Origin of the sequence: Acinetobacter sp. USHLN143 (assembly GCF_037145695.1) — a bacterium.
In the GTDB taxonomy this organism is placed as follows: Bacteria; Pseudomonadota; Gammaproteobacteria; order Pseudomonadales; family Moraxellaceae; genus Acinetobacter; species Acinetobacter fasciculus.
The window spans coordinates 1-25,404 of record NZ_JBBCWZ010000012.1 but is presented as its reverse complement, the minus strand read 5'-3'; the positions used below and the strand labels follow the sequence as shown (position 1 = coordinate 25,404).

At 44.9% G+C, this 25,404-nt stretch carries 27 protein-coding genes, 2 tRNA genes and 1 pseudogene; 13 read left to right on the top strand and 17 right to left on the bottom strand.

The annotated features are described in order from the left end of the window. Positions 1-327 precede the first annotated feature (327 nt). The 3 genes from pgsA to uvrC form a co-directional block, all read right to left on the bottom strand. The gene (gene pgsA / locus WFH18_RS05345; RefSeq protein WP_004278637.1) at positions 328-915 is read right to left on the bottom strand and encodes a CDP-diacylglycerol--glycerol-3-phosphate 3-phosphatidyltransferase; all 588 of its coding nucleotides are present in this window, start codon (positions 913-915) and stop codon (positions 328-330) included. 107 nt (positions 916-1,022) lie between these two features. Then, positions 1,023-1,817, bottom strand: coding sequence for a thioesterase family protein (locus tag WFH18_RS05340; protein WP_004647301.1), 795 nt, complete (start codon positions 1,815-1,817; stop codon positions 1,023-1,025). A 115-nt stretch (positions 1,818-1,932) separates the two neighbouring features. After that, positions 1,933-3,732 (bottom strand): excinuclease ABC subunit UvrC, encoded by a 1,800-nt coding sequence (gene uvrC, locus WFH18_RS05335; RefSeq protein ID WP_005105418.1) that lies wholly within the window; start codon positions 3,730-3,732, stop codon positions 1,933-1,935. 225 nt (positions 3,733-3,957) lie between these two features. Between uvrC and WFH18_RS05330 the strand changes: the two are divergent. Then, a pseudogene (locus tag WFH18_RS05330) lies at positions 3,958-5,017 on the top strand (AAA family ATPase). A 17-nt stretch (positions 5,018-5,034) separates the two neighbouring features. Here the strand turns inward: WFH18_RS05330 and WFH18_RS05325 are convergent. Then, complete coding sequence (locus tag WFH18_RS05325) at positions 5,035-5,448, bottom strand: PH domain-containing protein (protein ID WP_005105414.1); 414 nt, start codon at positions 5,446-5,448, stop codon at positions 5,035-5,037. Positions 5,449-6,034: 586 nt separating this feature from the next. On the opposite strand from WFH18_RS05325, the gene fadB reads away from it, so the two are divergent. The 3 genes from fadB to WFH18_RS05310 all read left to right on the top strand — a co-directional run bounded on the left by fadB (position 6,035) and on the right by WFH18_RS05310 (position 10,011). Next, complete coding sequence (fadB, locus tag WFH18_RS05320; protein ID WP_005105413.1) at positions 6,035-8,185, top strand: fatty acid oxidation complex subunit alpha FadB; 2,151 nt, start codon at positions 6,035-6,037, stop codon at positions 8,183-8,185. Between the two features lie 12 nt (positions 8,186-8,197). After that, positions 8,198-9,370: an acetyl-CoA C-acyltransferase FadA gene (gene fadA, locus WFH18_RS05315; protein ID WP_004278643.1), complete on the top strand. Its 1,173-nt coding sequence runs from the start codon at positions 8,198-8,200 to the stop codon at positions 9,368-9,370. A gap of 137 nt (positions 9,371-9,507) precedes the next feature. Continuing rightward, positions 9,508-10,011, top strand: coding sequence for a glycine-rich domain-containing protein (locus WFH18_RS05310; protein WP_004278644.1), 504 nt, complete (start codon positions 9,508-9,510; stop codon positions 10,009-10,011). Positions 10,012-10,030: 19 nt separating this feature from the next. On the opposite strand, the gene WFH18_RS05305 is transcribed toward WFH18_RS05310, so the two are convergent. Next, complete coding sequence (locus WFH18_RS05305) at positions 10,031-10,366, bottom strand: hypothetical protein (protein WP_004278645.1); 336 nt, start codon at positions 10,364-10,366, stop codon at positions 10,031-10,033. Next, entirely contained in the window at positions 10,357-10,821 is a 465-nt protein-coding gene (locus tag WFH18_RS05300; protein ID WP_005105412.1) for a hypothetical protein, read from the bottom strand. The genes WFH18_RS05305 and WFH18_RS05300 overlap by 10 nt, the downstream gene beginning before the upstream one ends. A gap of 176 nt (positions 10,822-10,997) precedes the next feature. On the opposite strand from WFH18_RS05300, the gene WFH18_RS05295 reads away from it, so the two are divergent. Further along, complete coding sequence (locus WFH18_RS05295) at positions 10,998-11,378, top strand: hypothetical protein (protein WP_005105410.1); 381 nt, start codon at positions 10,998-11,000, stop codon at positions 11,376-11,378. 92 nt (positions 11,379-11,470) lie between these two features. Here WFH18_RS05295 and tehB read toward each other — a convergent pair whose 3' ends face one another. The 7 genes from tehB to WFH18_RS05260 all read right to left on the bottom strand — a co-directional run bounded on the left by tehB (position 11,471) and on the right by WFH18_RS05260 (position 15,502). After that, positions 11,471-12,337, bottom strand: coding sequence for an SAM-dependent methyltransferase TehB (gene tehB, locus WFH18_RS05290; protein WP_004278648.1), 867 nt, complete (start codon positions 12,335-12,337; stop codon positions 11,471-11,473). Between the two features lie 216 nt (positions 12,338-12,553). Then, a complete protein-coding gene (locus WFH18_RS05285; RefSeq protein WP_004278649.1) occupies positions 12,554-12,826 on the bottom strand; it encodes a hypothetical protein in 273 nt (90 codons plus the stop codon). A gap of 109 nt (positions 12,827-12,935) precedes the next feature. Next, the gene (locus WFH18_RS05280; protein WP_004278650.1) at positions 12,936-13,685 is read right to left on the bottom strand and encodes a hypothetical protein; all 750 of its coding nucleotides are present in this window, start codon (positions 13,683-13,685) and stop codon (positions 12,936-12,938) included. A gap of 225 nt (positions 13,686-13,910) precedes the next feature. Beyond that, positions 13,911-14,408 (bottom strand): hypothetical protein, encoded by a 498-nt coding sequence (locus tag WFH18_RS05275; RefSeq protein WP_005105406.1) that lies wholly within the window; start codon positions 14,406-14,408, stop codon positions 13,911-13,913. Positions 14,409-14,632: 224 nt separating this feature from the next. Beyond that, a tRNA-Phe gene (locus WFH18_RS05270) sits at positions 14,633-14,708 on the bottom strand. A gap of 137 nt (positions 14,709-14,845) precedes the next feature. Beyond that, positions 14,846-14,921: transfer RNA gene (locus tag WFH18_RS05265), tRNA-Phe, on the bottom strand. A 203-nt stretch (positions 14,922-15,124) separates the two neighbouring features. After that, the gene (locus WFH18_RS05260; protein ID WP_004278652.1) at positions 15,125-15,502 is read right to left on the bottom strand and encodes a GNAT family N-acetyltransferase; all 378 of its coding nucleotides are present in this window, start codon (positions 15,500-15,502) and stop codon (positions 15,125-15,127) included. Positions 15,503-15,598: 96 nt separating this feature from the next. On the opposite strand from WFH18_RS05260, the gene hisB reads away from it, so the two are divergent. The 6 genes from hisB to WFH18_RS05230 all read left to right on the top strand — a co-directional run bounded on the left by hisB (position 15,599) and on the right by WFH18_RS05230 (position 20,280). Next, positions 15,599-16,192 (top strand): imidazoleglycerol-phosphate dehydratase HisB, encoded by a 594-nt coding sequence (gene hisB / locus WFH18_RS05255; RefSeq protein ID WP_004729244.1) that lies wholly within the window; start codon positions 15,599-15,601, stop codon positions 16,190-16,192. Further along, positions 16,192-16,809 carry an imidazole glycerol phosphate synthase subunit HisH gene (hisH, locus tag WFH18_RS05250; RefSeq protein ID WP_005105403.1) on the top strand — a complete coding sequence of 206 codons (618 nt, stop codon included), beginning with the start codon at positions 16,192-16,194 and terminating at the stop codon, positions 16,807-16,809. The genes hisB and hisH overlap by 1 nt, the downstream gene beginning before the upstream one ends. Positions 16,810-16,940: 131 nt before the next feature. Next, positions 16,941-17,459, top strand: coding sequence for a DUF805 domain-containing protein (locus WFH18_RS05245; protein WP_005105402.1), 519 nt, complete (start codon positions 16,941-16,943; stop codon positions 17,457-17,459). A gap of 103 nt (positions 17,460-17,562) precedes the next feature. Next, complete coding sequence (locus WFH18_RS05240) at positions 17,563-18,222, top strand: 3'-5' exonuclease (RefSeq protein WP_005105400.1); 660 nt, start codon at positions 17,563-17,565, stop codon at positions 18,220-18,222. Positions 18,223-18,549: 327 nt separating this feature from the next. After that, positions 18,550-19,284 carry a 1-(5-phosphoribosyl)-5-[(5-phosphoribosylamino)methylideneamino]imidazole-4-carboxamide isomerase gene (gene hisA / locus WFH18_RS05235; RefSeq protein WP_004278658.1) on the top strand — a complete coding sequence of 245 codons (735 nt, stop codon included), beginning with the start codon at positions 18,550-18,552 and terminating at the stop codon, positions 19,282-19,284. 66 nt (positions 19,285-19,350) lie between these two features. Beyond that, complete coding sequence (locus tag WFH18_RS05230) at positions 19,351-20,280, top strand: DMT family transporter (RefSeq protein ID WP_005105399.1); 930 nt, start codon at positions 19,351-19,353, stop codon at positions 20,278-20,280. Positions 20,281-20,339: 59 nt separating this feature from the next. Here WFH18_RS05230 and WFH18_RS05225 read toward each other — a convergent pair whose 3' ends face one another. Genes WFH18_RS05225 through WFH18_RS05215 form a run of 3 tightly spaced genes read right to left on the bottom strand, consistent with a single transcriptional unit; the run spans position 20,340 to position 22,357 of the window. Next, on the bottom strand, positions 20,340-20,735 hold the full coding sequence (locus WFH18_RS05225) for a DUF4870 family protein (RefSeq protein ID WP_005105397.1): 396 nt from the start codon (positions 20,733-20,735) through the stop codon (positions 20,340-20,342). Between the two features lie 20 nt (positions 20,736-20,755). Beyond that, entirely contained in the window at positions 20,756-21,382 is a 627-nt protein-coding gene (locus WFH18_RS05220) for a DUF1294 domain-containing protein (RefSeq protein WP_005105395.1), read from the bottom strand. 27 nt (positions 21,383-21,409) lie between these two features. Further along, on the bottom strand, positions 21,410-22,357 hold the full coding sequence (locus WFH18_RS05215; protein WP_005105394.1) for a homoserine kinase: 948 nt from the start codon (positions 22,355-22,357) through the stop codon (positions 21,410-21,412). Positions 22,358-22,470: 113 nt separating this feature from the next. Here WFH18_RS05215 and hisF point away from each other — a divergent pair, with 113 nt between their 5' ends. Next, positions 22,471-23,229, top strand: a complete 759-nt coding sequence (gene hisF / locus WFH18_RS05210; RefSeq protein WP_005105393.1) for an imidazole glycerol phosphate synthase subunit HisF — start codon at positions 22,471-22,473, stop codon at positions 23,227-23,229. A gap of 286 nt (positions 23,230-23,515) precedes the next feature. Here hisF and WFH18_RS05205 read toward each other — a convergent pair whose 3' ends face one another. Further along, positions 23,516-24,172: a hypothetical protein gene (locus WFH18_RS05205; protein ID WP_005105392.1), complete on the bottom strand. Its 657-nt coding sequence runs from the start codon at positions 24,170-24,172 to the stop codon at positions 23,516-23,518. Positions 24,173-24,280: 108 nt separating this feature from the next. Here WFH18_RS05205 and WFH18_RS05200 point away from each other — a divergent pair, with 108 nt between their 5' ends. Further along, entirely contained in the window at positions 24,281-25,291 is a 1,011-nt protein-coding gene (locus WFH18_RS05200) for an AraC family transcriptional regulator (protein ID WP_005105389.1), read from the top strand. Positions 25,292-25,404 lie beyond the last annotated feature (113 nt).

Below are 25,404 nucleotides of genomic sequence, written 5' to 3'. Positions count from 1 at the left end.
CGTCTATCGAGTCAGTCACTATCCTGCTGAAAAACATTCATATTTGTATCAAAATAATGGATTGTAAAAGCGATATACAGAGTAATCACAAAACACAACATTCTGCTACAAGAAGCCACATGATTTAAAAAAATCACATCTCTATAATAAGCCCTAAGAAGATGAGATATCTTTGAATAACTATAATAACAAGCAACAAATACCCCGATTTCATCCCAGTTCTTCCCCCAAAGGCTGGGTATTTTTTTGCCTGTAATTTGCCGATTGGCTTGATGATTTAAGCGTATAAAAAAAGCCCCTTTCAAGGAGCTTCTTTTTTCATTTCAATTAAGGCTGTTTCAGATATGGCCAAGCCGCTTTCAGATAAATGAACATCGACCATAAAGTGAGTACGACTGCGGTGTATAGCAAGGCATATGCCAGTATTTCCAGCGGTGGCCAGTTCAGCAGGAATACGGTGATGGCGATCATCTGGAAAGCTGTTTTGTATTTACCCACCGTTGAAACCGCAACATTGGTCCGCGCACCGAGTTCTGCCATCCATTCACGCAGGGCTGAAACGGTAATTTCACGCGAAATAATCACAATCGCAGCAAAAGCCATCGACATGGAAGGTTGCCATTGCACCAGTACAATCAATGCAGCCGTGACCATCAATTTATCTGCAACTGGGTCGAGGAAACGCCCAAAAGCGGAAGTCTGATTTAATGTTCGTGCCAGATAGCCATCAAACCAGTCCGTTACCGCAGCCACCACAAAGATCGTGGTTAAAATAATATGCCGCGTCATGTCTGGGTTATGGGCATCAAAGCCCATTGCAGGCGGCCAGTAAGCCACCAATAAAAATACCGGAATAAGAGCGATACGCGCCAAGGTCAAGATATTTGGAATATTCAGGATACGACCTGTAGTCATAGACACCGCCAATTGTTCCCCTCATGTACGATGAAAATGCACACTTTTTTAGAGATTTGATCCATCATTAATAGGCTTCACTTTATACGAATTGACTTGCAGTGTCACTAGGCAAACACCGTCACTGTTTGTCTTGCCATCGCAATCAGGCGATTTTCGGCATCCCAGAGATAGGCATGCTCCGTCGTATAACCATCCGCAGCATAGTCGGTAAATACTTTATATTTAAACCAATCATGCAATTGATGTTGAACCGGATGCACATAGGTCACTGTCCAGGTCAGACTACTCGCAGGCGCCATGTTTTTAAACATCGGTAACACCCCGGGTGGCCAGATATCAAAGATGGCCATCAAGTCGGCGACCAGAAATTCACGGTTGCAATGCTTTTCGGGATGGAAACGGCACCAGCCGCCAAAGTCCGGACGAGAACTGGCACTACAAGGCAGATTGACATCCGCCCAGGCCACTTCGAAATGATCATAACAGTCTGGCATGCCATAGCCAGCAGGAATCTGAAACAGCTGCTCTGGCGCAGCATAGTCGGGTGCCTGAGCTTGTTGCTGAACCTGAATCTCTGAATCACGGGAAATACCAAAACTGGCAATCAGAATACTTTGCACCGCGTCGTCCTGCCATAAGCGCACTTCAATCGTGGTCACCGACTTGCCCTGCCGCAGGATTTCGGCACTCAGTCGTACTTTGGCTTGCTGAATCGGGCCGACAAAGGTCACACTGCAACTCAGCAAATGCTTGGCCGGATCATTGATGTGAGTGACGGCTTTTTGCATCATCATCGCGGCAGCCAGACCACCATACAGAGTACGACCCTGTAACCATCCCTGTGGAAACTCTACCCATTCCTGTTCGGCAATTTGTGCATAAAGTGCATGCAAAGACATGTTGATCCCTCAGTAAGTCTTGATGCTCAGTATATTCGGCAAAATTCTTCAGGTTGTGAATGTCACGTGACCCAAGCGTCAATGCGCACTTTGGCCCTTGCATTTAAGCCACGCGTCATTCATGCAGCACTTTATAAATCATCCGGGCCATGACTGAACCCAGTCCCGGTACCAGTTGCAGATCTCTTTCTGAGGCTTTCAGTACGCCCTGAATCCCGCCAAAATGGGTCAGCAAATCCCGACGGCGTTTTGGTCCGAGCCCCGGAATCACTTCCAGCACTGATGAACCACGCTTTTTATCGCGTTTGGCACGATGCTTGGTAATCGCAAAGCGGTGTGCTTCATCACGTACCTGCTGAATCAGATGCAATGCCTTATGGTCCTCCGGTAATTGAATTTTACTGCCATCGGTAAAGTGCAGGGTTTCCAGACCGGGCTTACGTCCCTCACCTTTGGACACACCAACCATAAAGGCATCTAGTCCCAGTTCCTGCATGACTTCCATTGCCATGTGCAATTGCCCCTTGCCACCATCAATCAGCAGCAAGTCTGGCAACAGGGCTTTTTTATAACGACGGGTCAGCGCCTGACGCATGGCGGCATAGTCATCACCTGCCTGAATATCCTGAATGGAAAACTGGCGATAATCGCGCTTGCGTGCTCCGCCACTGTCAAAGACCACACAGGACGCCACGGTATCTTCGCCCATGGTATGTGAAATATCGAAGCACTCGATCCGGTCTACCGGACGGCCGACCACCTGCTCCAGCTGATGAAAACGCTCATTTAATTCTATATGATTGGCCAGCTTGCCCTGAATCGCGTGCTGTACATTCATCTGCGCCAGTTCCAGCCATTCGGCCCGGGTTTCGCGGACTTTGGACTTGATCTGGATTTTCTTGCCAAAATGCTGCGAGAGTGCTGCTTCCAGTTCTTTACGATCAGCCACTTCCAGATTAACAATCAGTTCAGCCGGAATTTCATCGGCCACCTGAAAATAAAAATTGGCAATAAAATCGGCCAGCATCTGCCCCAGGTCATCACTGAGCATATCTGGGAAATAACTTTTTCCACCCAGCATTTTGCCGTTGCGCACATGCATGATCTGCACACAGGTCACCCCGGCCTGATAGGCAATCGACAGGATATCGGCTTCGCCTTTGAGCTTATAGATCGCCTGCTGCGACTGTACGTCTCTTAACAATGCCATCCGGTCACGATAGAACACCGCTTTTTCAAATTCCAGCGCTTCAGCGGCCGCTTCCATTTTTGCGATCAGTTCCTGATTCAGCTCCTTGGTATCGCCCTGCAAAAATCGGATCGAGTTATCGACATCTGCCTTATAGTCTCCCGGAGAAATAAATCCGACACAGGGCGCAGAGCAGCGTTTGATCTGGTATTGCAGACAAGGACGGGTCCGGTTGGCAAAAAAACTGTTTTCACAGGAACGTACATTGAACAGTTTTTGTAGCACCACCAAAGTATCCCGCGCCGTATAAGCACTTGGATAAGGTCCAAAAAACTTGCCCACCTGGTGCTTGCCCTTGCCACGCCCACTGGCTAAACGCGGATAGGGCTTATCTGCCGAAACAAAAATATAGACATAAGATTTGTCATCACGCAGCATGATGTTATACGGTGGATGATGCAGCTTGATCAGGTTCTGTTCCAGCAACAAGGCTTCAGTTTCAGAACGTACCACCAAGGTCTGGATATCATAAATCCGTGCCACCAAGGCCTGAGTTTTGGGATGATCCAGCGTTTTGACAAAATAGCTGGAGACCCGGTTTTTCAGGTTTTTGGCTTTACCCACATACAATAATTCACCATCTTTGCCATACATCCGGTAGACCCCGGGTAGGCTGGTCATATTCGCCAGGATTTTTTCAATATGGGGGCGTGCGTTTTCGTTCACCTAAAGCCTATTTTTCACCTGCAATCTGCAGATATATGTGATGATTGTTGCGTCATTTTCAAGCAAAAACACAAAATTCCCCTGAAGTTGCCATCTAATCTTAAAGTTCCTGTCGGGTTATCCCCCCAATCTATAATCCTCACGACATAACCTGATTGTTAAAAGCTATAAATTTCAACCTTTAACTTTGTTATGCTCAAAAAGTCTAGTTTTGAGATGATTCGCATGACCATGCAGCAATCGGACATTCATATTGTTCAACCCTCCACCCATAGTCTGTCTGAACGTGCTCGCCTGATTGGTAAACCGCGTTTTCATTTCGAGCCGAGCGAGTAAGGTAATGCAACTGCTACGTGAACGGATTATTGGGCAGGATGCAGCCCTGAATGAAATTGAAAAAATGTTGCATGTGGTCAAGGCAGATTTTTCCAGTCAGGATCGCCCTTTGTCGGTTACCTTGATGCTGGGCCCTACTGGCGTCGGTAAAACAGAAACCGTGCGTCTGATTGCCGATGCGATCTATGGCCGCCCGGATGCCTTTTGCCGGATTGATATGAATACTCTGGCACAGGAACATTATGCGGCGGCTTTGACCGGCGCACCGCCCGGTTATGTGGGATCAAAGGAAGGTCACAGCCTGTTTGATGAAACTGCGATTGCCGGCAGTCATACCCGTCCCGGCATCATGCTGTTTGATGAGCTGGAAAAAGCCAGTAACGAAGTGATTCGCGGCTTGATGAACGTGCTGGATACTGGCCGGCTGACCTTGACAGCGGGCACTAAAACTATCGATTTTCGCAACTGCATGATCTTTATGACCAGCAATGTCGGGGCACAGGCGGCGCAGCAATATCTGGACAAACTCAGCTATCTGCCTGAGAAAATGCAGGCACTGTGTCTGAAGCGCGTTCCCACCCAGCGCATCATTGAAAAAGTCATGCAGCGTAAATTCGACCCTGAATTTCTGAACCGGATTGACCGCAGCCTGCATTATCAGGCGGTACAGCATGATGCCCTGCCACGTCTGGTCGAAATTGAACTGGATAAACTGAACAAGCGCTTGCAACATCAGCAACGCAGCGTGCATTTAAGCGCTTCAGCCAAAGCCTATTTCTATCAGGACCATGATATTCGTTACGGCGCCCGACATTTGGGCCGCAAGATGCGTACCGAACTGGAGCCGATTCTGGCGCTGTATTTTTTAAACCAGCCTGAGCAGTTCAGTCTGCATCTGGACTGTGTCGATGGACAGCTGGTGGTTCTGCCTGAGCAAGCAAAAGCTTAACTAAGGCAGACTCGATATCAGTTTTTATTCGGCTGAAGCACCTGTATAAAAGCAGTTTGATCTTTGGGTGAAACCAATATAAATTTCTGCACGCCCGCATCAGTATAGTCAATCCGCAGACGCTTTAAAGATAAGGCTGGCGCAATGATAGAGTGGTCTGTGGGCTGAATGGATTGGATTTCACTTAACGGAATCTTCCAGCTTAACCACAGGCTTTTTATGGTCAACACCCCATTGTCCATCACATAGCGCGTACTCCACAGCGGCCACCATAAAATGATAATAGTCAGGACATAAACCGCAGTGTGCAGCGGATATTGCTGCATAGTGCCTTTGGCCTGCATGGTCAGCAGTAGTTGCAGCAACAGGCCACTCATACAAATCACAAAAGCCAGCAGCCACCAGTCTTTTTTAGAACGAAATACGTGCATCGATATCCCCCATATCTAAGTGCAAGATCATCATAAACAATTCCATAGCAGATGACAGGGATTCAACCCGGCAGGATGGGAATTATTTTAAATCACACATCGACAGGATCGTTCCCATTTTCGATCTCATCAGAAAAGTTCAGTAACTCAAATGATCTAATACACTGTTATTTGTGCTGATTAAATACTATCAGCAAAGACCTGAAAGTCCTGCGCTCAGCATACTTCGAGGCTAAAAATGGCAAGTTCAAGGATAGAAATTGACTGAATTGACAAAATTCCGCTAGAAATGCACCTTGAAAATCAGTCACCCTGCTCCATATCTATCAGGCTAATTGATAAAAAATAATGAATTGAAACAAAATCTTTGGTTCATCTTCTTTTAGAAAACTGAAAGGAAAAGTTATAGCGGGGCGGATCAGTCTGGCAGAAATTGATGACCATTGCGTCACGGCTTGATACAACTTGTTATGTTCTTTTTGGATATAGTTATCGTAAGATTAGCGAAGTCAAAAAGTGCGCGGGACATGCGCACTTGCTTCACAACATCAACTTAGAAGTCCTCCAAAATAAAGGAGATCAGGGCATGATCCACGCTGGCAATGCCATTACCGTCCAAATGCTTGAGGACGGGATTGCAGAATTCCGCTTTGACTTACAAGGTGAGTCCGTTAACAAATTCAACCGTGCAACGATTGAAGATTTCAAGGCTGCTATCGAAGCCGTCTCCCATGCCGATATTCAAGGTCTGATTGTGACTTCAGGCAAATCTACATTTATTGTAGGTGCTGATATCACTGAATTCGGCGACAACTTTGCTCAGGGTGAACAAGCGATTGTTGACTGGGCAATGCCAGTACATGAAATTTTTAACAGCTTCGAAGACCTCGACATTCCTAAAGTGGCTGCCATTAATGGCATGGCACTCGGTGGCGGTTTCGAAATGTGCCTGGTGTGTGACTACCGTGTCATGTCAGAGCAGGCGCAAGTGGGCCTGCCTGAAATCAAGCTGGGGATCTTCCCGGGCTTCGGTGGTACAGTACGTTTAAGCCGTCTGATCGGTATCGACAACGCGGTAGAATGGATGGCAATGGCCAATCCTAAAAAGCCTGCTGCCGCACTGAAAGACGGCGCAGTCGATGCTGTCGTTCCTGCTGACAAGCTACAAGATGCTGCACTTGATCTGGTGAAACAGGCGATTCATGGCCGTTTAGACTGGAAAACCAAGCGTCAGGAAAAACTCGATCCAGTTAAACTCAGCCCAATCGAACAGATGATGGCGTTTAACTCATCGAAAGGCATGGTTTTAGCAAAAGCGAATCCAGCTCAATACCCTGCGCCAAAATTATTGCTTGATTCATTACAAGCCGGTGCGAGCCTGCATCGTGATGACGCGCTGAAAGTGGAAGCTGAAGGCTTTGCTAAAGCAGCAGTCACACCACAAGCAGGTGCCTTGATCGGTTTGTTCCTGAACGACCAGATCGTGAAAAAAACCTCGAAGCGCTATGAAAAAGGTGCGCATCCAGTGAACCAGGCGGCTGTTCTAGGCGCGGGTATCATGGGTGGTGGTATTGCTTACCAGGCGGCAAGCAAAGGCACACCGATCATCATGAAAGACATCGGTAACCAGCAACTTGCTTTGGGTATGAAAGAAGCCAATGGTTTACTGACCAAACAAGTTGAACGTAAGAAGATGAAGCCTGCTCAAATGGGTGAAACTCTTGCGCGCATCCGTCCAACTTTAAGCTATGACGAGTTTAAAGAAGTGGACATCGTGATCGAAGCCGTGACTGAAAATCCAAAAGTCAAAGGTATCGTACTGAAAGAAACTGAAGCGAAAGTTCGTGACAACACGATCATTGCATCTAATACTTCTACGATTTCAATCACGCGCCTGGCTGAAAACCTGGAACGTCCTGAAAACTTCGTCGGTATGCACTTCTTTAACCCGGTACACATGATGCCACTGGTTGAAGTGATTCGCGGTGCGAAGACTTCTGACGAAGCGATTGCAACGACTGTGGTGCTTGCTCAGAAAATGGGTAAAACACCAATCGTGGTCAATGACTGCCCGGGCTTCCTGGTCAACCGCGTACTGTTCCCTTACTTCGGTGCATTTGACCTGTTGCTTAAAGATGGCGCTGACTTCCAGCAAATCGATAAAGTCATGGAAAAATTCGGCTGGCCAATGGGTCCTGCTTACCTGATGGACGTTGTCGGTATCGACACTGGCGTACACGGTGCAGAAGTGATGGCTGAAGGCTTCCCTGATCGCATGAAACCTGATTTCAAAGGCTCGATCCAAGTCATGTACGAAAACAAACGTCTGGGGCAAAAGAATGACGTTGGTTTCTACAAGTATGAACTTGACCGTAAAGGCAAAAAAGCCAAAGTGGTTGATCCGACTGCGTATGAGCTTGTAGCCTCTGTTGCAACTTCGGAAAAACGTGAATTTGACGCTCAGGAAATCATTGACCGTATGATGCTGGCTTTCTGTAACGAAACAGTTCGTTGCCTGGAAGACAACATTGTAGCGACTGCTGCTGAAGCAGATATGGCGATGATCATGGGTGTTGGTTTCCCGCCATTCCGTGGTGGTCCATGCCGTTACATCGATCAAACCGGTGTAGCTGAGTATGTTGCGCTTTGCAATAAGTATGCGCACCTTGGTAAAGCTTATGAAGCGCCAGAAATGTTGCGCGAAATGGCTGCTAACAACAAAAAATTCTACGGTTAAGGAGCAACGTGAATGGCTACTTTAAATCCACGTGACGTTGTCATCGTTGATGGCGTACGTTCAGCAATGGGTAAAACCAAAAACGGTATGTTCCGCAATGTACGTGCCGACTCGATGTCTGCTGAGCTTGTCCGTGCCCTGCTGGTACGTAACGAATTCGACCCGCATGAAGTTGAAGACGTAATCTGGGGCTGTGTGAACCAAACCCTAGAACAAGGTATGAACATTGCCCGTAATATCGCATTACTGGCAGACTTGCCGAAGACTGTTGCAGGTCAAACGGTGAACCGTCTTTGTGGTTCGTCTATGCAGGCGATTCACACTGCGGCTGCGCAAATTGCCACGAACCAGGGTGATATCTTCATCATCGGTGGTGTTGAGCACATGGGCCATGTGGGCATGATGCACGGCATCGACCTGAACCCTGAAGCGTCTAAGCATTATGCCAAAGCGTCGAACATGATGGGCTTAACTGCTGAAATGTTGGGTCGCATGAACGGTATTAGCCGTGAAGAACAGGATGCGTTTGGTGTGGAATCACATCGCCGTGCCTGGGCTGCGACTGAAAATGGCCTGTTCCAGAACGAGATCGTCGGCATTGAAGGTCATAATGCAGATGGCTACAAAATCCTGTGTGATATCGATGAAGTGATCCGTCCAGATGCGAACCTTGAATCGTTCAAATCTTTGCGTCCAGTCTTCGATCCGAAAGGCGGTACAGTAACTGCGGCAACATCTTCAGCTTTGTCTGATGGTGCTTCTGCAATGTTGTTGATGTCTGCTGAACGTGCTCAAGCTTTAGGTCTTAAGCCACGTGCTGTAATTCGCTCTATGGCGGTTGCGGGCTGTGATGCTGCGATCATGGGTTATGGTCCGGTTCCGGCAACACAAAAAGCGTTGAAACGCGCTGGTCTAGCGATTTCTGATATCCAAACCTTTGAATTGAACGAAGCCTTTGCTGCACAAGGTCTGTCTGTTCTTAAAGGCTTAGGTATTTATGACAAGCAAGACATCGTGAACCATAACGGTGGCGCGATTGCATTGGGTCACCCATTGGGTTGTTCTGGTGCGCGTATCACAACAACATTGCTGAACGTAATGGAACAGCAAGATACGCAAATCGGTCTTGCGACGATGTGTATCGGCCTAGGTCAAGGTATTGCGACCATTATCGAACGTGTTTAATTCTTAAATACCAAGATCAAAAAAAACCCCGCTTTTGCGGGGTTTTTTTGTCCCTTAAAATTCCCCAATCCAAATAAAGCTACATGGCAATATTTCCTACATAGCAACAACGCTATAAACCTACTAAGGAAAAAGAAATGGGAAATTTAGCAATAGACTTTAACCATAAAGCTACTCTAGCAAGCTCAAATATGCCGACTTCGGTTGAGAGTTTAAATTTCAATAAATTAAAATTTAAATTAACATCAGGTAAAGAAGCAACCATGTCAAAAAAAGTTTGCGAATTTGCAGAGCAAGAATATAAACGTTTTCTAGCGTTAAAATATTTCTATCCAAAAGAAACGCTAGTACCTAATAAACTTGTTGATGAGTTTTGGCATGCTCACATTTTAGATACTCGAAATTACCACATGGATTGCTTGAAAATTTTTGGAGCTTATCTGCACCACTATCCATATTTTGGAATCCATGATGAAGTCGACCAACAAAATTTGAAAGATACTTTCCAGCGAACTAAAGAACTTTATGAAGTTTGGTTTGGCCCATACCCTGATTTCACAATTGAAGCACGCTGTGGTGATGATCACGCCTGTCACGCTCCTTCAAGCTGTGCATGTCGTGTACCTGGTGCATGTAAATAGCTTTTTATACTGGGCAGTATCACTGCCCAGTTGCCTTACATAAGGCTTCAATTGCTGTATCTATTTGTAAATCTAATTTCTTAGAAAATTTATTGTCTGTATTCTTTTCCCACTGCTTATATTCAAGAAAAAATATATATTTCTTCAATGCATCTTCTTTCTTAATGGTTAATGACCCTTGTTTTGCCCTCTGAATATCTTTTTTTAAGCGCTCATAAAAAGAAGTATCTTCATCGGAAAATGCATCGCTAAAAGCCTTTAAATTACCTGTATAAACTTCTTCAATTAAGTTTAAAAACTTTTCCAAATTAGGGTTTAAATTTAATTGATCTTTTTCATTATTTTCTAAATGCATTCATTTGTACCTGCATCAACCACTTTAGGATCTAACTTACCCCAGAGTGGATAATTAGTATTTTCAACTATGTACGTCGTAAAACATGTACATGTCTTATCAATACGTTCAGCATCCCATCTTTTCTTTTGCATAGCCAAATTTGCCTTACAATTAAGATCAAACTGCCTAACCTGCTTATCAGTCCAATTAGTTTGAATTTTCGAATAATTAATTTCAGTGGGTTTGAGAGCGTCTTTTATTTGATCTATGCCTACACCACCAGCAACCCCAATCAATCCAGCAATAACAAGAATTTTCATAAAACCTGATTTAGGTTTTTCTTTATTAATGAAAATTAATGGATTTTGGCAAGTACCACAATGATAAAGACCTTGATCACCAATCTCATGAAGCTTATTTACTGTATTACAAGATGAGCAAGTAATATATCCATTTGTTTGAAGTTGACCCACTACAATCTCTAAAATAATTATTTGTTTTAAACAATTATAATTCTTAACTAGATGAAATGTTATTCCTTTGTAATTTCAGTTGAATAATCAACCAATAAAACCATATTTATGAAGCACTTAAATTTTATAAATGTATGATCAAGCCTCTTTTTTCCTATTTCCTTAAAAGGGTATATATGAACATGCTTAAAACAATGATCGCGACTGCAATCGTAGCGACTTCTGCATCTGCAATGGCAACTGAAGCTCAAGTTGCGCCAGCAACTGTTGTAAGTAAAACAACCCAAACTGTTGCCAAAGAAGCTGCTGCACCTGTACAAGCGAAAGTTGAAGCTGCTCAAGCGACTGTTGCTGCAACTCAACAAGCGGCTGAAACTAAAGCTGAAGCAGTAAAAACAGAAGCAACGACTCAAGTAGAAATGGCTCAAGCTACAGCAGAACAACACGTTGAAGCTGTGAAAACTGAAGCAGTAGAAACCAAAGATACGGCTGCTGAAAAAGCAGAAGTAAAAGCTGAGAAAAAAGGCTGGTTCTCTTGGTTTAAAAAAGCAGCTTAAGATTTTTTAAGTATAAAAAAAGATGTCAGCCTGACATCTTTTTTTGTTTTGGATGATTTAATTTATTTTCAGGAATTAAAAGACTTAATCTTCTATTCAGCCTTCTGCGCCAGCATCGTGGCAAAATGCTGTTTAATCCGCTGGCCCTGCTCATCGACACGGTATAGCTCACCAATATCTTCATTGTATTTCACAATATTCCAGCCCTCATAATACCCTCGCAACTCCCCCGGCTGAAAAGCAAATGGAAAATCGGCTTGTGCCGGAATATCTGGCGTATCCATGGCACAAACAATCAGGTTATAGCCACCTGGCACGGTCGCCTGCTGCATCTGTGCAATCAGCGGTGGAATGGTTTTCGCCTCAAGGAACATCATCACCACGGTACAGTAGATAAAGTCATATTGGCCTGCAATGCTGGTATCCGTGTTGAGGTCGCGGCGCTGTACCTGCACATGATTAATCTGCTCGGTCTGCACAATCTGTCTTAAGGTTTGCAAACTGTTTTCGTTGACATCCCAGGCATCGACATTAAAGCCGTTCTGGCTCAAATAAAGCACATTACGCCCTGTACCACAGCCGACATCCAGCGCACGACCACCTTTTAAATAGGGCATGGCGGCCAGCACTTCAGAATGGGTAGGATTTAACTGATATTTCTTGATGAAGTAATCCTCAGGCCGGCAGTAAAAACGCAGCTGGCATTCGATATTCTCACTGGCAGAAACAATTTTGTGCCAGGCCTCAGGCTCAATAAATGGCGGTTGCTGCTCTGGTGTAAACACATGCTCGGATTGCACTGCGCCAGATTCTTCCAGCATGGCAAAACGCAGCTCACCTTTTAATACTGTCAGTTTCGCCCAGGTACCCGCTTTGGTATTGTGCTGATTCTTGAAGCCCTGAGGAATACTCTGCTGAGTCCAGACTGGAAGTTCCTTATAACATTTCAACTGTTGCATAATTTTTTGCCCTCCATATCATCCATGCTCCGCCTGTCATTCTTTTGGCAGCGGTAATTAATTCAGCATAGCCTGTTCAAATCGGAATTGGAATCAGCGCCTGTTCGCGCTGTGCCGATGCAACAGCAAGATCAATACCAGTTTTCTATCAAAATAAAAAAGCTGCCTCTCTTGAGACAGCTCGGTTATCTATCAACGAGGAATATGACGATTCGATTAATGCAGCAGTTCCGACTTTAGCCAGTTGATATATTTATCCTGATCCATAAAATCCGGAGCGCTCCCCAGATCCAGACTGAAATACTGCTGATTGAACTGAATCACAATCTGTTCGGTATAGTGCCAGTCCTCGATCAGCGTGAAATATTGATCCAAGAACAACCGGTTCTTGTCTCCGTTATTCATCCTTTGTAATTTTGGACATGTTTTATTTGCGACAAACTCACCGTACACCTGCTGAATATCAGCAAAAACCTGAATTGTTTGCATGACTCACCTGCTTAAATGTTATGTCGTGATCTGTGCGACCCCTTCAATTTAGCAAGCGAGTTTGAACAGCAGATGACAGTCCTATGGCAATCCTGTCATCTAAGTCAGGCTACAACTTGTTTTCAACCGCTTTCTGGTTGGCAGTCGCCACTCGTTCCGTCTGTTTATTCAGGTGCAGCATTTCTTTATACAGCGCATTAAACTCTTGCACGGCTTTATCGTCATAGAACATAAAGGTGTTATTTTTCTTTTGCCATTTATGCTTTTTCAGTACTGCAAATAAGGCATCAGCCTTGGCCAGAGTCTGTTTTTCAATTTCAAAAATGACATGTGCATTACTATTTTGCTGACTGTCTTTTAGAGTCAGGCTCAGTTGCTGGCGATAACGGTTCTTAATATCCAGTTGCTGTGCCTTGTCGATCAGCTCGGCATCGCGCTGCTGGATTTTCTGCTGATAGCTATTCACAATTTGATGGACTTGCTTGAGCATGGCTTCAGTTTCTTTATAGCCTTGTGCCTGATCCTTAGCCAAGCGGTCGATATTCAGAAAATTCTGCCAGTTGGCGGCTTTTAAGTCGCGTAGATACTGATTACGTTCCTCGGCACTGTCGCGCAATTGCCCCAGCATAAATTCAGCCATGATGGCATAGTCACCATCCAGACGGTCATCCTCAAGTTCAATCTGAATCGGTTTAGACCAGTCCTGTGCCTGCTGCGCAATACTCTCGGTTTTTTCTTCAAGCACAGTTTCATATTCGAGCAGCTCGGCCTGATGTTTTTGCTGGACCGAATTCTGATAAAACAGCCCAATAAAAATTGCCAGTGTCACAGCGGCTACAATCATAAAAACACGCGGCATGTATACGCTCCAGCTCTGTCAGTCAGATCTTGTTGATTTACATCCACTATGCTTATTTTTTAAACACAATTCAAGGCATTTGATTTTTCCAATAATATGTCTAGCTTAGACAGAAATTGCCCCTCTCACAAAACCACTCTTCCCAGAACACTACTTTGTCGGTCTCATTGCATAGCAACTTTAATAAGCTCGTTAAACAAAGTTATCTGGACCGACAGGTATACATTATGGGGAGCCAAACGGCAGGCTCAGATTCAGCCGGTTCGGATCGAATTGCTCACGGACAATATTCACATTGGTGGCGTCGCGGTTAATTCCAAAAGGTTGCAGCAATACATATACCCCATTTCTTGGGTCTGAAGACTGCAAGCCCTGTGCGATGGCCAATACATATTCACGGAACACCACAGGCAGGCTATCCAGATCAGGGTCGGCAGGTGCACGCATCACATCAATATTCGCGACCACGTCGCCATCCACGCTATAGGCCTGAATTTCACGTTCAATTTTCATCAGGCGTATTTGCAGGGCCTTACGTTGGCTGTTCTGTTCCTGATAAGGCAACATTTTTTCAGTCACGGCGCGCAGTTCCGGTTCCGCCATGACGGTCAGAGTCGGCAACACCACTGAATCAGCAGCAGGCGCAGCATAGCTTAATATCGGTAGGCTAAAAGCAGTACAGGCCGTAAGAAGGCCTAGTTTAATTGGTGTTAGGAGATTCATCATTTTCACCCTCGTTTGGAAAAGGGAAAGCGTCAAAGCTAAATCTTACAAATAATGCCAGTGCCTATTGTTAAGTTTGATAAACGGTCAATCAGGAAGAAAAAAGCAGGAAACGTCGAAAAAGAAGAAGTTGAAACAACTGAAAAATAGAAAAGAATAATGTTGATCTGGCTTTGGTGCAGGCAAAAAAAATCCCCAAACCAAGTTTGAGGATTTTTTGAATATGGTGGCGAGACCCAGGATCGAACTGGGGACACACGGATTTTCAATCCGTTGCTCTACCTACTGAGCTATCACGCCGATGCGGTGTATTAAGCCGTATCTGGCCTCATTAGTCAATCAAAATTATGAAAAAAATATTTGAGTGGCTGATTTTTGGCCTAAAAAAAATCCCTGATGGGATCAGGGATTGAAAACTTTGAAATCGTTTTAAAATATGGTGGCGAGACCCAGGATCGAACTGGGGACACACGGATTTTCAATCCGTTGCTCTACCTACTGAGCTATCACGCCGATGTCGCGTATTAAACAGTTTCAGTTGTAAATCGTCAAGAGCAGAGAGAATAATTTTCACCAAATGTTTACTTTTCCATCAACTCGCATCAATTTGAGTCATAAATCGAACAGTGTTTACCAAAGACCTCAGCAATAAAACAGATTTAAGCGCTTATTTACATAAAAAAGCAGCCTAATGACTGCTTGATATTGCTCTATCTTCAGATTTTTTCCAGATTGGCCAGACAACGATGAATGGCCCCACAGCCTGGCACGAAGTTTTTTACACCTTTTTCTTCTTCCATGCGGCAGACTTCGCTGACCAGCCTTTCTGCCACGCCACGACCACGGTTGGCCGGATGTACCACGATATTTTCCAGAATCCGGCTTTCGCCCTGTCCAGTGCACCAGATTGCCCCAATAATTTTGCTATTAAATTCTGCGCTATAAACTGAGGTATACTGTGCAAGGTTTTGCTCTAGTTGTTCCATGGCATCTGCCCCGTCGCTAAATTCCGGGCTCGTGTCATACAGTCGCTCAAGCTGGCTGCGCACTTCGTCATTTTCTAAAGAAGTATAAGCATGTACGGTGATAGGCATTGATAAACCCTCCTGAGCAATCTAATATGCGGTGACTTCGTCACGGCGAAAATATTTTCTACATCAATCATTTTGACGTATTTGAGGAACGTGTCTATGACAGATCGTATCAGTGAAGTGGTAAGAAATACCAACGAAACCAAAATTCGAGTTCGTTTGAATCTCGACGGTACTGGTCAAGGCACCTTAAACACGGGTATTCCCTTTTTAGATCATATGATTGATCAAATCAAGCGTCATGGCCTGTTTGATATTGATATTCATTGTGATGGCGACCTGGAAATTGACGACCATCATACTGTGGAAGACTGCGGTATTACGCTGGGTCAGGCATTTGCACAGGCATTAGGCGATAAAAAAGGCCTGAAACGCTATGGTCATTTCTATGCGCCACTCGATGAGTCTTTAAGCCGTGTCGTGGTGGATCTGTCTGGTCGTCCGGGTCTGTTTATGGATATTCCATTTACCCGTGCCATGATCGGCCGTTTTGATGTGGATTTATTCTCTGAGTTTTTCCAGGGCTTTGTAAACCATTCCTTGATGACGGTGCATATCGACAACCTGAAAGGCAAAAACAGCCATCACCAGATCGAAAGCGTATTTAAAGCATTTGCGCGTGCGCTGCGTATGGCCTGTGAAGTAGATCCACGTGCTGCCAATACGGTAGCTTCAACCAAAGGTACACTGTAATGACCCGTATTGCCCTTCTTGATTATGGCATGGGAAATTTGCACTCTGCGGCAAAAGCATTAGAACATGTCGGTGCCACGGTTGATGTGACCAATGATCCAAAACTGATTGCACAAGCAGACAAGATTGTTTTTCCGGGCGTAGGCGCGATGCGTGACTGTATGCAAGGCATGCACGAAGCCGGGATTGATGAAGTGGTACGCAATGCCGTATTTAACAAACCGGTATTGGCCATTTGTGTCGGCATGCAAGCCTTGATGCAGCATTCGGAAGAAAATGGCGGTACCGATGCACTGGGTATTTTCGAAGGTGCGGTCAAGCATTTTCCGGAAATGACGGGCTTAAAAGTGCCGCATATGGGCTGGAACCAGGTACATCAGGCCGATCCAGAGCATCCAATGTGGAATAATATCGAACAGGATGCGCGTTTCTACTTTGTGCACAGTTACTATGTAGAGCCACAAGATTCAGACTTGGTGGCAGCTACTTGTACCTATGGCATCGAGTTCTGTACTGCAATTCATAAAGAAAACCTGTTCGCGACCCAATTCCATCCGGAAAAAAGTCATACTGCCGGTTTGCAGTTATTGAAAAACTTTGTGGACTGGAAAATCTGATTTTCCTTCCCCCTAAAAAGCTCGCAGATTGCGGGCTTTTTTATTGATTATTTTTTACACTTTTCATTTATAAAAAATCCCTTTATCATAGACTTACTTATAAAAAATCTAATGAAAACAAAGGAAAAATAATGAGTAATACAATTCAGGATTCGGGGTGGAATGCATCAGGACGTTTTGGGCGACGTTCGTATATCGCATGGAATATGCTGCTGGGTTTTTGCTTTATGATCATCGGGATCATTGCTGCTTTCATTTTACCTGGAATGAGTCCAGAGACTTTAGATGGTAAAATGTCCATGCCTTTAATGGTGCTGTTGGTTTTGATCTACGGCGTTGCGATTTATTTTAGCGTGATTTTTTTAATTCGTCGTTTACATGACCGTAATCATAATGGCTGGCTTTCTTTACTGATTTTTGTGCCGGTCGTAAACCTTGTCTTTACACTTTACCTGTTATTGGCACCCGGTCACAACGAAAGTAATGAATATGGCCCTCCACGCACGACACGTGGCTGGGAAACGCTTTTGGTGGTGCTGTATCTGGTACTCGCAGTTATTTTGGCAGCCTTTGCTGTCCCTGCTTATCAGAATTATGTTGAACGTGCTCAACAGGCGCAGATCGAACAGAGTAGCTATCACACTGATTAATCCTTGTTAAATTTTGCATAAAGCCCATTCTTCATGGGCTTTATTTTTGCCTAGAACAGGAAAAGTGATTAAGCTGAACGCATTCATTTCATGATTGAAGTTTATGCAACAGCTGCTGGATACTTTACCAAGCAAGGAACAAATTCAGGCCTTTCCTGTATTTCAAAATCTTCCGATGCAACAGATTCAGGTGATTAATCGTCTGGAACAGTGTCATGCCCTTGCACAGGAGCTAAAAAGCCATGCAGTCCTGGGTTTCGATTCTGAATCCAAACCGACCTTTAAAGTTGGTGAGGTTTCTACCGGGCCACATCTGATTCAGCTGGCCACTTTAGATAAAGCCTATTTATTTCAAATGAATGATTCGATCTGGGATTTTCTTAAACCGATCTTTGCCAGTCGCGAGCAGATCAAGGTCGGTTTTGGCCTGAAAAATGATGCGCACCTGTTCCGTAAAAAAGGCATTGAACTGAATAGTGTGATTGAACTGTCCAAATGTTTTAAAGCTTTTGGTTTAAACAATCCGGTCGGATTAAAAAATGCCATGGCTTTGCTATTTCAAGTAAATTTTCCTAAATCCAAACGGATTAGTACCTCGAACTGGGCCAGCAAGAAGCTCAGCCCGGCACAAATTGATTATGCAGCCGCAGATGCCTACGCGCCCGTGCTGGTATTTGAAGAATTACTACGTCGGGATTTATTACCCAGAGAGATTCCCAATACTTCATTAAAATTAAGAATCCGTCCTTCATCGACGGCTTAAGCGCTTAAGTGGCGTGTTGGTTCTGGTAACTTGATGTACGCATAAAAGCTGTGATGAGCGCGTTCGATGAGAGAGCTGTGACTTTAACAGGTCTTACAGCTTCGGTTATCGACCAGCTCAGTACACGATCCGTTATGGAAAATCTGATCTCCATTCAAGAGACGGATCATTAAAATCATTAAAACGAGCAAAATAAATTACCTCACTGCTACCTATCTATGGACAGGTTTTCTTTATTCATACCGTTTAAGAGTTAGAAATTTCGACTTTATTTGCTAAGATGAATACACTCAAATTCATTCTAAAGATTAAGCAAGGAGCGAAAGCATGCTGATCATCCCTGCAATTGACCTGAAAGATGGCAAATGTGTCCGTTTAAAACAAGGTCGTATGGAAGACGATACCGTATTTTCAGACGATCCGGTCGCAACAGCACAGCATTGGGTAAATGAAGGCGCTCGCCGCTTGCATTTAGTAGATTTAAACGGTGCTTTCGCAGGTACGCCAATCCATAAACCAGTGGTTGAAGCCATCGTCCGATCTCAACCTGATTTGCCGATCCAGATTGGTGGTGGTATCCGTTCTCTGGAAACCATTGAGCATTATCTGCAAGCCGGTGTTTCTTTTGTGATCATTGGCACCAAAGCAGTTCAGGATCCTGAATTTGTTGAAGAAGCATGTCGAAAATTTGCCGGTCATATTATTGTTGGGATTGATGCCATGAATGGCATGGTGGCAACAGATGGCTGGGCCAATGTGACTGATGTCAAGGCTACTGACCTGGCGAAACGTTTTGCCGATGCTGGCGTGTCAAGCATTGTCTACACGGATATCGCGCGTGATGGCATGATGCAGGGTGTGAATATTGAGCAAACCGTGAATCTGGCGCAATACTCAGGTTTGCCTGTGATTGCTTCAGGCGGCGTGACCAATCTGGATGACGTGCGTAACCTGAAAGACCAACCGGGTATTTTAGGTGCAATTACCGGCCGTGCGATTTACGAAGGTACATTAAGCTTGCGTGAAGCACAGTTATTGCTAGATGAGCAACAGGCGCTATAATTAAGTCTGCTGTAAAAGAGGTCTTCGGACCTCTTTTTTATTTTTTTAATTTTCTGATCTCCTGGCATGTCTACACTTATTTCCAAAAATCACTCCGGCTGGATGGTAAAAGCACCGCAACTCGCCCTGATCCTGATCACCATTATCTGGGGCGGCAGTTTTATTACTGTGCAATACGGGCTAAATTTTAGCAGTCCGATTATGTTTGTCGGCCTGCGCTTTGCTGCGGCAGCGCTTGCTGTCACCCTAATTTCACTGAAGTCGCTAAAAGGCATGAACCTGAAAGAAGTGTTCGCTGGCGCGGTGATTGGCATCATGATCGCCATTGGCTACGGCACCCAAACTGTGGGCTTGCAGACCATCAGCAGCAGTGAGTCGGCCTTTTTAACCGCCTTGTATGTTCCGCTGGTTCCGATCCTGCTCTGGCTGCTATTTCGCAAAAAACCACATGTTATGACCTGGATCGGAGCGCTGTTTGCCTTTATCGGTCTGGTGTTTTTGACAGGAAATGGCTTTGCTGCGATTCAGCTCAGTTTCGGACAAACCCTGACTTTGCTTGGTTCGATTGCGATCGCACTGGAGATTATTTTTATCAGCTATTTCGCCGAGCAGGTCAATGTCCGCCGGGTCACGGTGCTGCAACTGATTTTTGCATCCCTGTTCTGCTTCATGATCGCACCTGTTTTAGGTGAATCTCAGTTACCTGGATTTCACTGGCATCTGGCAGGAATTTTAGTCGGTTTAGGCATTGCCAGTGCCTTGATCCAACTGGTGATGAACTGGGCTCAGCGCATGGTGGATCCTTCGCAAGCAGCGATTATCTATGCAGGTGAACCGGTATGGGCAGCCCTGTTTGGCCGTCTGGCCGGAGAACGTTTACCGTCACTGGCTTTATTAGGCGGATTGATGGTGGTACTTGGCGTAATTGCCAGTGAATGGAAACCAAAGTTTTTAAGAAAAGATCCAACAGAACAATTAAAACAAGATCTTTCTTAATTCTGCTAAATCCCCCCTTAAAAAAGGGGGATTTTTTCTCTGGGGAAATACGGCTAAAATTATTTGCTATACATCGGTCTATTGTCATTTAAGCGCATGATGCCGCGAATCGCCCGATACACAATCCAGATCCAGGCCAAAACCACCACCACTAAACAGAAAGCGGATGCACCAAATGCGACCCCTGCAAACAGGTCAGGATCTTCGCCGGTAAAGAACAAAAAGAAAAATGGAATAAAGGCGACGATATTCCAGAACAGATACCACCAGAAACTGCGGATCTGCCAGGTAAAATGGCTTTCAAAGATGGAACCGCGCACATCGCGCCGTTTCACATAGTTAATGATCAACGCCACGACAGCCAGCAGGCCAGCACTAAAAATGGCCACAATATATAAAATGTACAGTGCAAAAGTCAGTGTGCGGTTTGAGTCTTTATCAATGGAATAATTCACGTCCCCTCCTGGTACTTCCCCTAGATATTTAAACTATTCAATGGGGAAATCAGCCATATAATCAAAATGATGTTAAAGGCTATGGTACAAAAATATATCTGCCGGAAAGGTTGTTTTTGTGTTTTATGCCGTAATTTCTGCTGTGCCAGCCAGGCTGCCGGCCAGCCGCCCAAGAAGGCCACCAGATGCAGAGTATTTTCCGGAATACGACGATTACCCAGCTGGGCTGCTTCCTTGTCTTGCGCATAGAGCCAGTAGCTGAGCGCGTTCATCAGGCTGACCAGTAACAACACCAGTCCACTGAGTAAACTGCCCAAGGTCAAAGCCACCAAAAAAAGAATATAGAGCACACAGGCAATCTGCATCGGCTGTAATTTCTGTGCCTGCTGTGGCTTGGACGGTTTGAGTTTGGCTTGCAGACTTTTGGCTTGTGCGGCTTTCAGGTACATGACCTGCTGTGCGCGATAACGTCCGCGTTCATCCAGAATGACCAGATAATCCAGCGCACAGCCCACGATTGGACGTGGGCCAGGCTTGGCAAAGTCCTTGATATGCAGAAATACGCGATCTTTGGCTGGGTCACTAGGCTGGATAAAACCATAACCCTGATCATCAAACCATTCCACCAAACGTCCCTGATCGCGCATATCCCCTATCCCTTTTGATTTGATTGTTTAAGCGGTGACGAATTTTAAGCGTTCAATCAGCATATTACGCATTTCATCCGGATTTTTTTGCAAAATATCTTCGCCCGTCCGGCCTAATGCTGCATTACGCTGAGCCACCTGTAGGCGCATCATCCAGAACCGTCCTGCCGCCATGGCCAGATACAATTCCAGACAGGCGCGTTCATCACTGGTTAAAGAACGAATCGTTTCATAGGCATTTAAAAAGGCAATCGCTTTTTCTTCGTTTAAGATTACGTCAGGATATTCGGTACAGAAGTCATTTAACGTAATGGCGATATCAAACAACCACTCATCTTTATTCAGCTCATAAAAATCCAGAATGCCATTCAGCTGATCGCCTTCAAATAAGGTATTGTCACGGAACAGATCGGAATGAATAAAACCGCGTGGACGATCCGGATATACCGCCGTCAACGCCTCATATAAACCTAATAATTTACCGAGCAAGACTTTATCGGCCGGACTTAAACTCGGCTTGATCTCTTGAGACACGGCCAGCCAATAGGCATGATCACGTACAAAATTACGCTCTAATTTAAAGTCTTTGAGTGCCACATGCATTTTCGCCTGAGCCACTGCAATCGCTTCAACTTGTGCGACGGTAGATGGCATCGGATGTTCACCCATCAGGCGTGGTGCAATCTGTGCCGGTTTATCTTTAATGCTGTGAATGGCCTTGCCTGAATGCGACAAAGGCACAGGAACGGCCAATCCAGCCTGACCCAGATGTTCCAGCACAGGAACCAGTTCACCTGCCGCCTGCTCATCCATATCCTCAAATACTGTCAGCACATATTGCTGATCTTCGCAGACTAAAAAATAGTTGGTATTTTGAATACCGCCTTGAATGGGAATCAGATCAATCGCCTTTAAACCATAAGGCGCTGCAAAATCCTGAACTTCCTTTAAAGTCAAAGTGGTATAAACCGACATAGAAAACCTGCGAAAAAACTTACATAATTTTGCTAGAATACCGTTTCCATCTGCCAAGGTGTAGCGCTTGCGTGGGTGAGTTTCATAATCGGCTGTAATAATTGGAAAAATTTATGCTAGCTAAACGTATTATTCCTTGTCTGGACGTGGATAACGGCCGCGTGGTCAAGGGTGTCCAGTTCCTTGATATTCGTGATGCGGGTGACCCGGTCGAAGTGGCGCGCCGTTATAATGAACAAGGTGCCGATGAAATTACTTTCCTTGATATTACCGCTACACATCATGGACGCGACACGACTTATCGTACTGTAGAGCGTATGGCCGAATCTGTATTCGTACCGTTAACTGTAGGTGGTGGTGTCCGTAAAGTCGAAGATATCCGTTTATTGCTCAATGCCGGCGCAGATAAAGTCAGCATTAACTCGGCTGCGATTTATAATCCTGAGTTTGTGCAGGAAGCGTCTCAACGCTTTGGCGCACAATGTATCGTGGTGGCGATCGATGCCAAAAAAACCGGTGACCATAAATGGGAAATTTTCACCCACGGTGGCCGTAAGGAAACCGGGATCGATGCGATTGAATGGGCCGTGAAAATGGCTGACTTCGGCGCAGGTGAATTACTGATTACTTCGATGGATGCCGATGGCACCAAAGCCGGTTACGACATTGTCCTGATGCGTGCCATCAATGACCGCGTCACGGTACCGACGATTGCTTCTGGTGGTGTGGGTAATTTACAGCATTTGGCGGACGGCATTATCCATGGTGGTGCTGATGCAGTACTGGCAGCTTCAATTTTCCATTTTGGCCAGCACACCATTCCGGAAGCCAAAGCCTATATGGCAGCCCAAGGTATTGAAATGCGCCTTTAAGCCGTTTTAGATGATGATTTAATTAAAGAGTGTTTTTATAAACACTCTTTTTTTATGCCTTAAATAAAACAACACAGCAAATACGGGACAAAAAAAAGGAGTCTTTCGACTCCTTATAAAACCAAGATAAGACTACAGCACTTGGTATTCAAAATAACTCATTACACCCAGAAACATTATCAGTATGAGGCTTTGCTCACCGACAGGAGCAAATATAAGTGAAATCCACAGGACAATATTGACAATACAATCGTATTTTATTGACAAATCACGACAAAGCCCTATTTTACTCCATAACCTGCGTATTTAACTGCTTCATTACCGTATTTTTTGCAGTATTTTTTGTCATTTTAGAGGAAGCATCGGCCGATTTAACCGGAAAATATTGTTCTGCCCAGCGGTTGAGTTTTTTCGAGATCGGTGCAGGCAAGCTCAAACCTAAAGGATTCTGTTCCTGCAAATCTGCCGAGGAAATCACACGGGTACCGAGCAGATAATCAAACCAGGGCTTGGTGACGCACCAGTTGGCATCCTGATTACTATTCATATGATGATCATAATGCCAGGGCAATTTCTTTTTGGCCCATTCCGGCTCCAGATGAGCCCGGCGATGTAAATAATAATAGTTGCCTGCACCATATAAGGCAGCCAGTGACATACCTTTGGAAAAAGGATAAAAACTGAGTCCAAAAACGGTCGCGACGACTGCCAGTGAGGCAATTTCATTGCGGGTACGCCAGTTGTCCAGTCCTTCTACATAGCCGAAATCGGAGAATTCTGTTTTGCGCACAACCCGGTGGTGCTCCCAGTGTGAGCGCATACTCTCGGGTACTGGACTATAACGGCTCTGTCCCGGCCGGTGAACACCATGCAATACATATTTATGCGCAAACCATTCAAATCCATTTGCGACGACGAGCCCTGCCAGAAAACCTTTCCACATAATCTTTTACCTCTTGGTCTATTTTTAATATAGGCTAAATAAAAGACTAGATATTGACCAAAATATTCAATATGATTGACAAAATACGACAAAATAAAAGAATTAAAAATGCTGGTTCTAAAAAACTACGTAGGTTCAGTATACGGTGGTTTAGGACATTTACTTTTGGACTATTATCAGTTGAAACAGCTTGAAGTCCCTGAGAAATTATTGGCCATTCAAAATCTGGAACGCTTTGATTTCGCCCTATGGCGTGATCTGTTAACAACACTTGATCAACAGCTGCAACGACCAGCTTTAGGCCTGGAAATCGCCCAACTGGTTGAAGCTAAACACCTTGGTATTATTGGCTATCTGGCACTCTCAAGTGAGACCTTGGGTGAAGCCTTCATGCGCTATCATGATTATCATCGTCTGATTTATGATGGCGGCCTACTTCAGCTGCAATGGCAAGGCGATTATCTGTCGATTGGCTGGGTTGAAGTTCCGTTTCATCTGAATACCCAATTGACCGATGAAATCGCGATTGCGCTAATGACGGAATTCGTGAAAGCCAATGTGCAGAACCCGCACGGGGTTCAGTTATATGAAGTGCATTTCCAGCATGCAATGCCTAAAAATATTGCACTCTATGAGCAGTATTTCGGCTGTAAAGTCCGCTTTTCTCAAGCCAGAAATCAGGTATTGATGCATGTCAGTGAACTGTCCAGACCGCTGAAACAGGGCGACCAGAGCTTGCAGAAACTGCTGATGCAACAGGCCAAAGCATTGCTAGAAAAATTTCCGCACTCCACTCTCATTGATCAGCAACTGCAACAGGCAATTCTGATTGGCCTGCAAAAAAACCTGTTTCAGATCGAGCATATTGCCGAGCAGATGAATTTTTCCGTGCGTCAGTTACAACGCCATTTGCAGAAACAGGGCAAAACCTATCAGCAATGTATGCAGGAAATCCGCTGCATGATGGCGATGCAATATCTGAAAGATCCGCACTTGAGTTTGCAGGAAACTGCCATGTTACTCGGTTATTCTGAACAGAGTGCTTTTCAGCGCGCCTTTAAGCAATGGACTCAACTGACGCCGCAGCAGTGGCGCCAACAGAATATGTCAGCCGCTTAAACGTAAGCGTCCGCTGAACACACCTTATGAATTCGTCCTATAAGCCTTAATTTAGTCCTCACTTAAAAACAAGTGGGAACTTAAATTTATGACTACAAATAACCAGACATCCA

What these genes read in the sequence shown, in the direction of transcription:
- pgsA (WP_004278637.1), bottom strand. Translation starts at nt 915, where the DNA reads ATGACTACAGGTCGTATCCTGAATATTCCAAATATCTTGACCTTGGCG.
- WFH18_RS05340 (WP_004647301.1), bottom strand. Translation starts at nt 1,817, where the DNA reads ATGTCTTTGCATGCACTTTATGCACAAATTGCCGAACAGGAATGGGTA.
- WFH18_RS05325 (WP_005105414.1), bottom strand. Translation starts at nt 5,448, where the DNA reads ATGCACGTATTTCGTTCTAAAAAAGACTGGTGGCTGCTGGCTTTTGTG.
- fadB (WP_005105413.1), top strand. Translation starts at nt 6,035, where the DNA reads ATGATCCACGCTGGCAATGCCATTACCGTCCAAATGCTTGAGGACGGG.
- fadA (WP_004278643.1), top strand. Translation starts at nt 8,198, where the DNA reads ATGGCTACTTTAAATCCACGTGACGTTGTCATCGTTGATGGCGTACGT.
- WFH18_RS05310 (WP_004278644.1), top strand. Translation starts at nt 9,508, where the DNA reads ATGGGAAATTTAGCAATAGACTTTAACCATAAAGCTACTCTAGCAAGC.
- WFH18_RS05305 (WP_004278645.1), bottom strand. Translation starts at nt 10,366, where the DNA reads ATGCATTTAGAAAATAATGAAAAAGATCAATTAAATTTAAACCCTAAT.
- WFH18_RS05295 (WP_005105410.1), top strand. Translation starts at nt 10,998, where the DNA reads ATGAACATGCTTAAAACAATGATCGCGACTGCAATCGTAGCGACTTCT.
- tehB (WP_004278648.1), bottom strand. Translation starts at nt 12,337, where the DNA reads ATGCAACAGTTGAAATGTTATAAGGAACTTCCAGTCTGGACTCAGCAG.
- WFH18_RS05285 (WP_004278649.1), bottom strand. Translation starts at nt 12,826, where the DNA reads ATGCAAACAATTCAGGTTTTTGCTGATATTCAGCAGGTGTACGGTGAG.
- WFH18_RS05280 (WP_004278650.1), bottom strand. Translation starts at nt 13,685, where the DNA reads ATGCCGCGTGTTTTTATGATTGTAGCCGCTGTGACACTGGCAATTTTT.
- WFH18_RS05275 (WP_005105406.1), bottom strand. Translation starts at nt 14,408, where the DNA reads ATGAATCTCCTAACACCAATTAAACTAGGCCTTCTTACGGCCTGTACT.
- WFH18_RS05260 (WP_004278652.1), bottom strand. Translation starts at nt 15,502, where the DNA reads ATGCCTATCACCGTACATGCTTATACTTCTTTAGAAAATGACGAAGTG.
- hisB (WP_004729244.1), top strand. Translation starts at nt 15,599, where the DNA reads ATGACAGATCGTATCAGTGAAGTGGTAAGAAATACCAACGAAACCAAA.
- hisH (WP_005105403.1), top strand. Translation starts at nt 16,192, where the DNA reads ATGACCCGTATTGCCCTTCTTGATTATGGCATGGGAAATTTGCACTCT.
- WFH18_RS05245 (WP_005105402.1), top strand. Translation starts at nt 16,941, where the DNA reads ATGAGTAATACAATTCAGGATTCGGGGTGGAATGCATCAGGACGTTTT.
- WFH18_RS05240 (WP_005105400.1), top strand. Translation starts at nt 17,563, where the DNA reads ATGCAACAGCTGCTGGATACTTTACCAAGCAAGGAACAAATTCAGGCC.
- hisA (WP_004278658.1), top strand. Translation starts at nt 18,550, where the DNA reads ATGCTGATCATCCCTGCAATTGACCTGAAAGATGGCAAATGTGTCCGT.
- WFH18_RS05230 (WP_005105399.1), top strand. Translation starts at nt 19,351, where the DNA reads ATGTCTACACTTATTTCCAAAAATCACTCCGGCTGGATGGTAAAAGCA.
- WFH18_RS05220 (WP_005105395.1), bottom strand. Translation starts at nt 21,382, where the DNA reads ATGCGCGATCAGGGACGTTTGGTGGAATGGTTTGATGATCAGGGTTAT.
- WFH18_RS05215 (WP_005105394.1), bottom strand. Translation starts at nt 22,357, where the DNA reads ATGTCGGTTTATACCACTTTGACTTTAAAGGAAGTTCAGGATTTTGCA.
- hisF (WP_005105393.1), top strand. Translation starts at nt 22,471, where the DNA reads ATGCTAGCTAAACGTATTATTCCTTGTCTGGACGTGGATAACGGCCGC.
- WFH18_RS05205 (WP_005105392.1), bottom strand. Translation starts at nt 24,172, where the DNA reads ATGTGGAAAGGTTTTCTGGCAGGGCTCGTCGTCGCAAATGGATTTGAA.
- WFH18_RS05200 (WP_005105389.1), top strand. Translation starts at nt 24,281, where the DNA reads ATGCTGGTTCTAAAAAACTACGTAGGTTCAGTATACGGTGGTTTAGGA.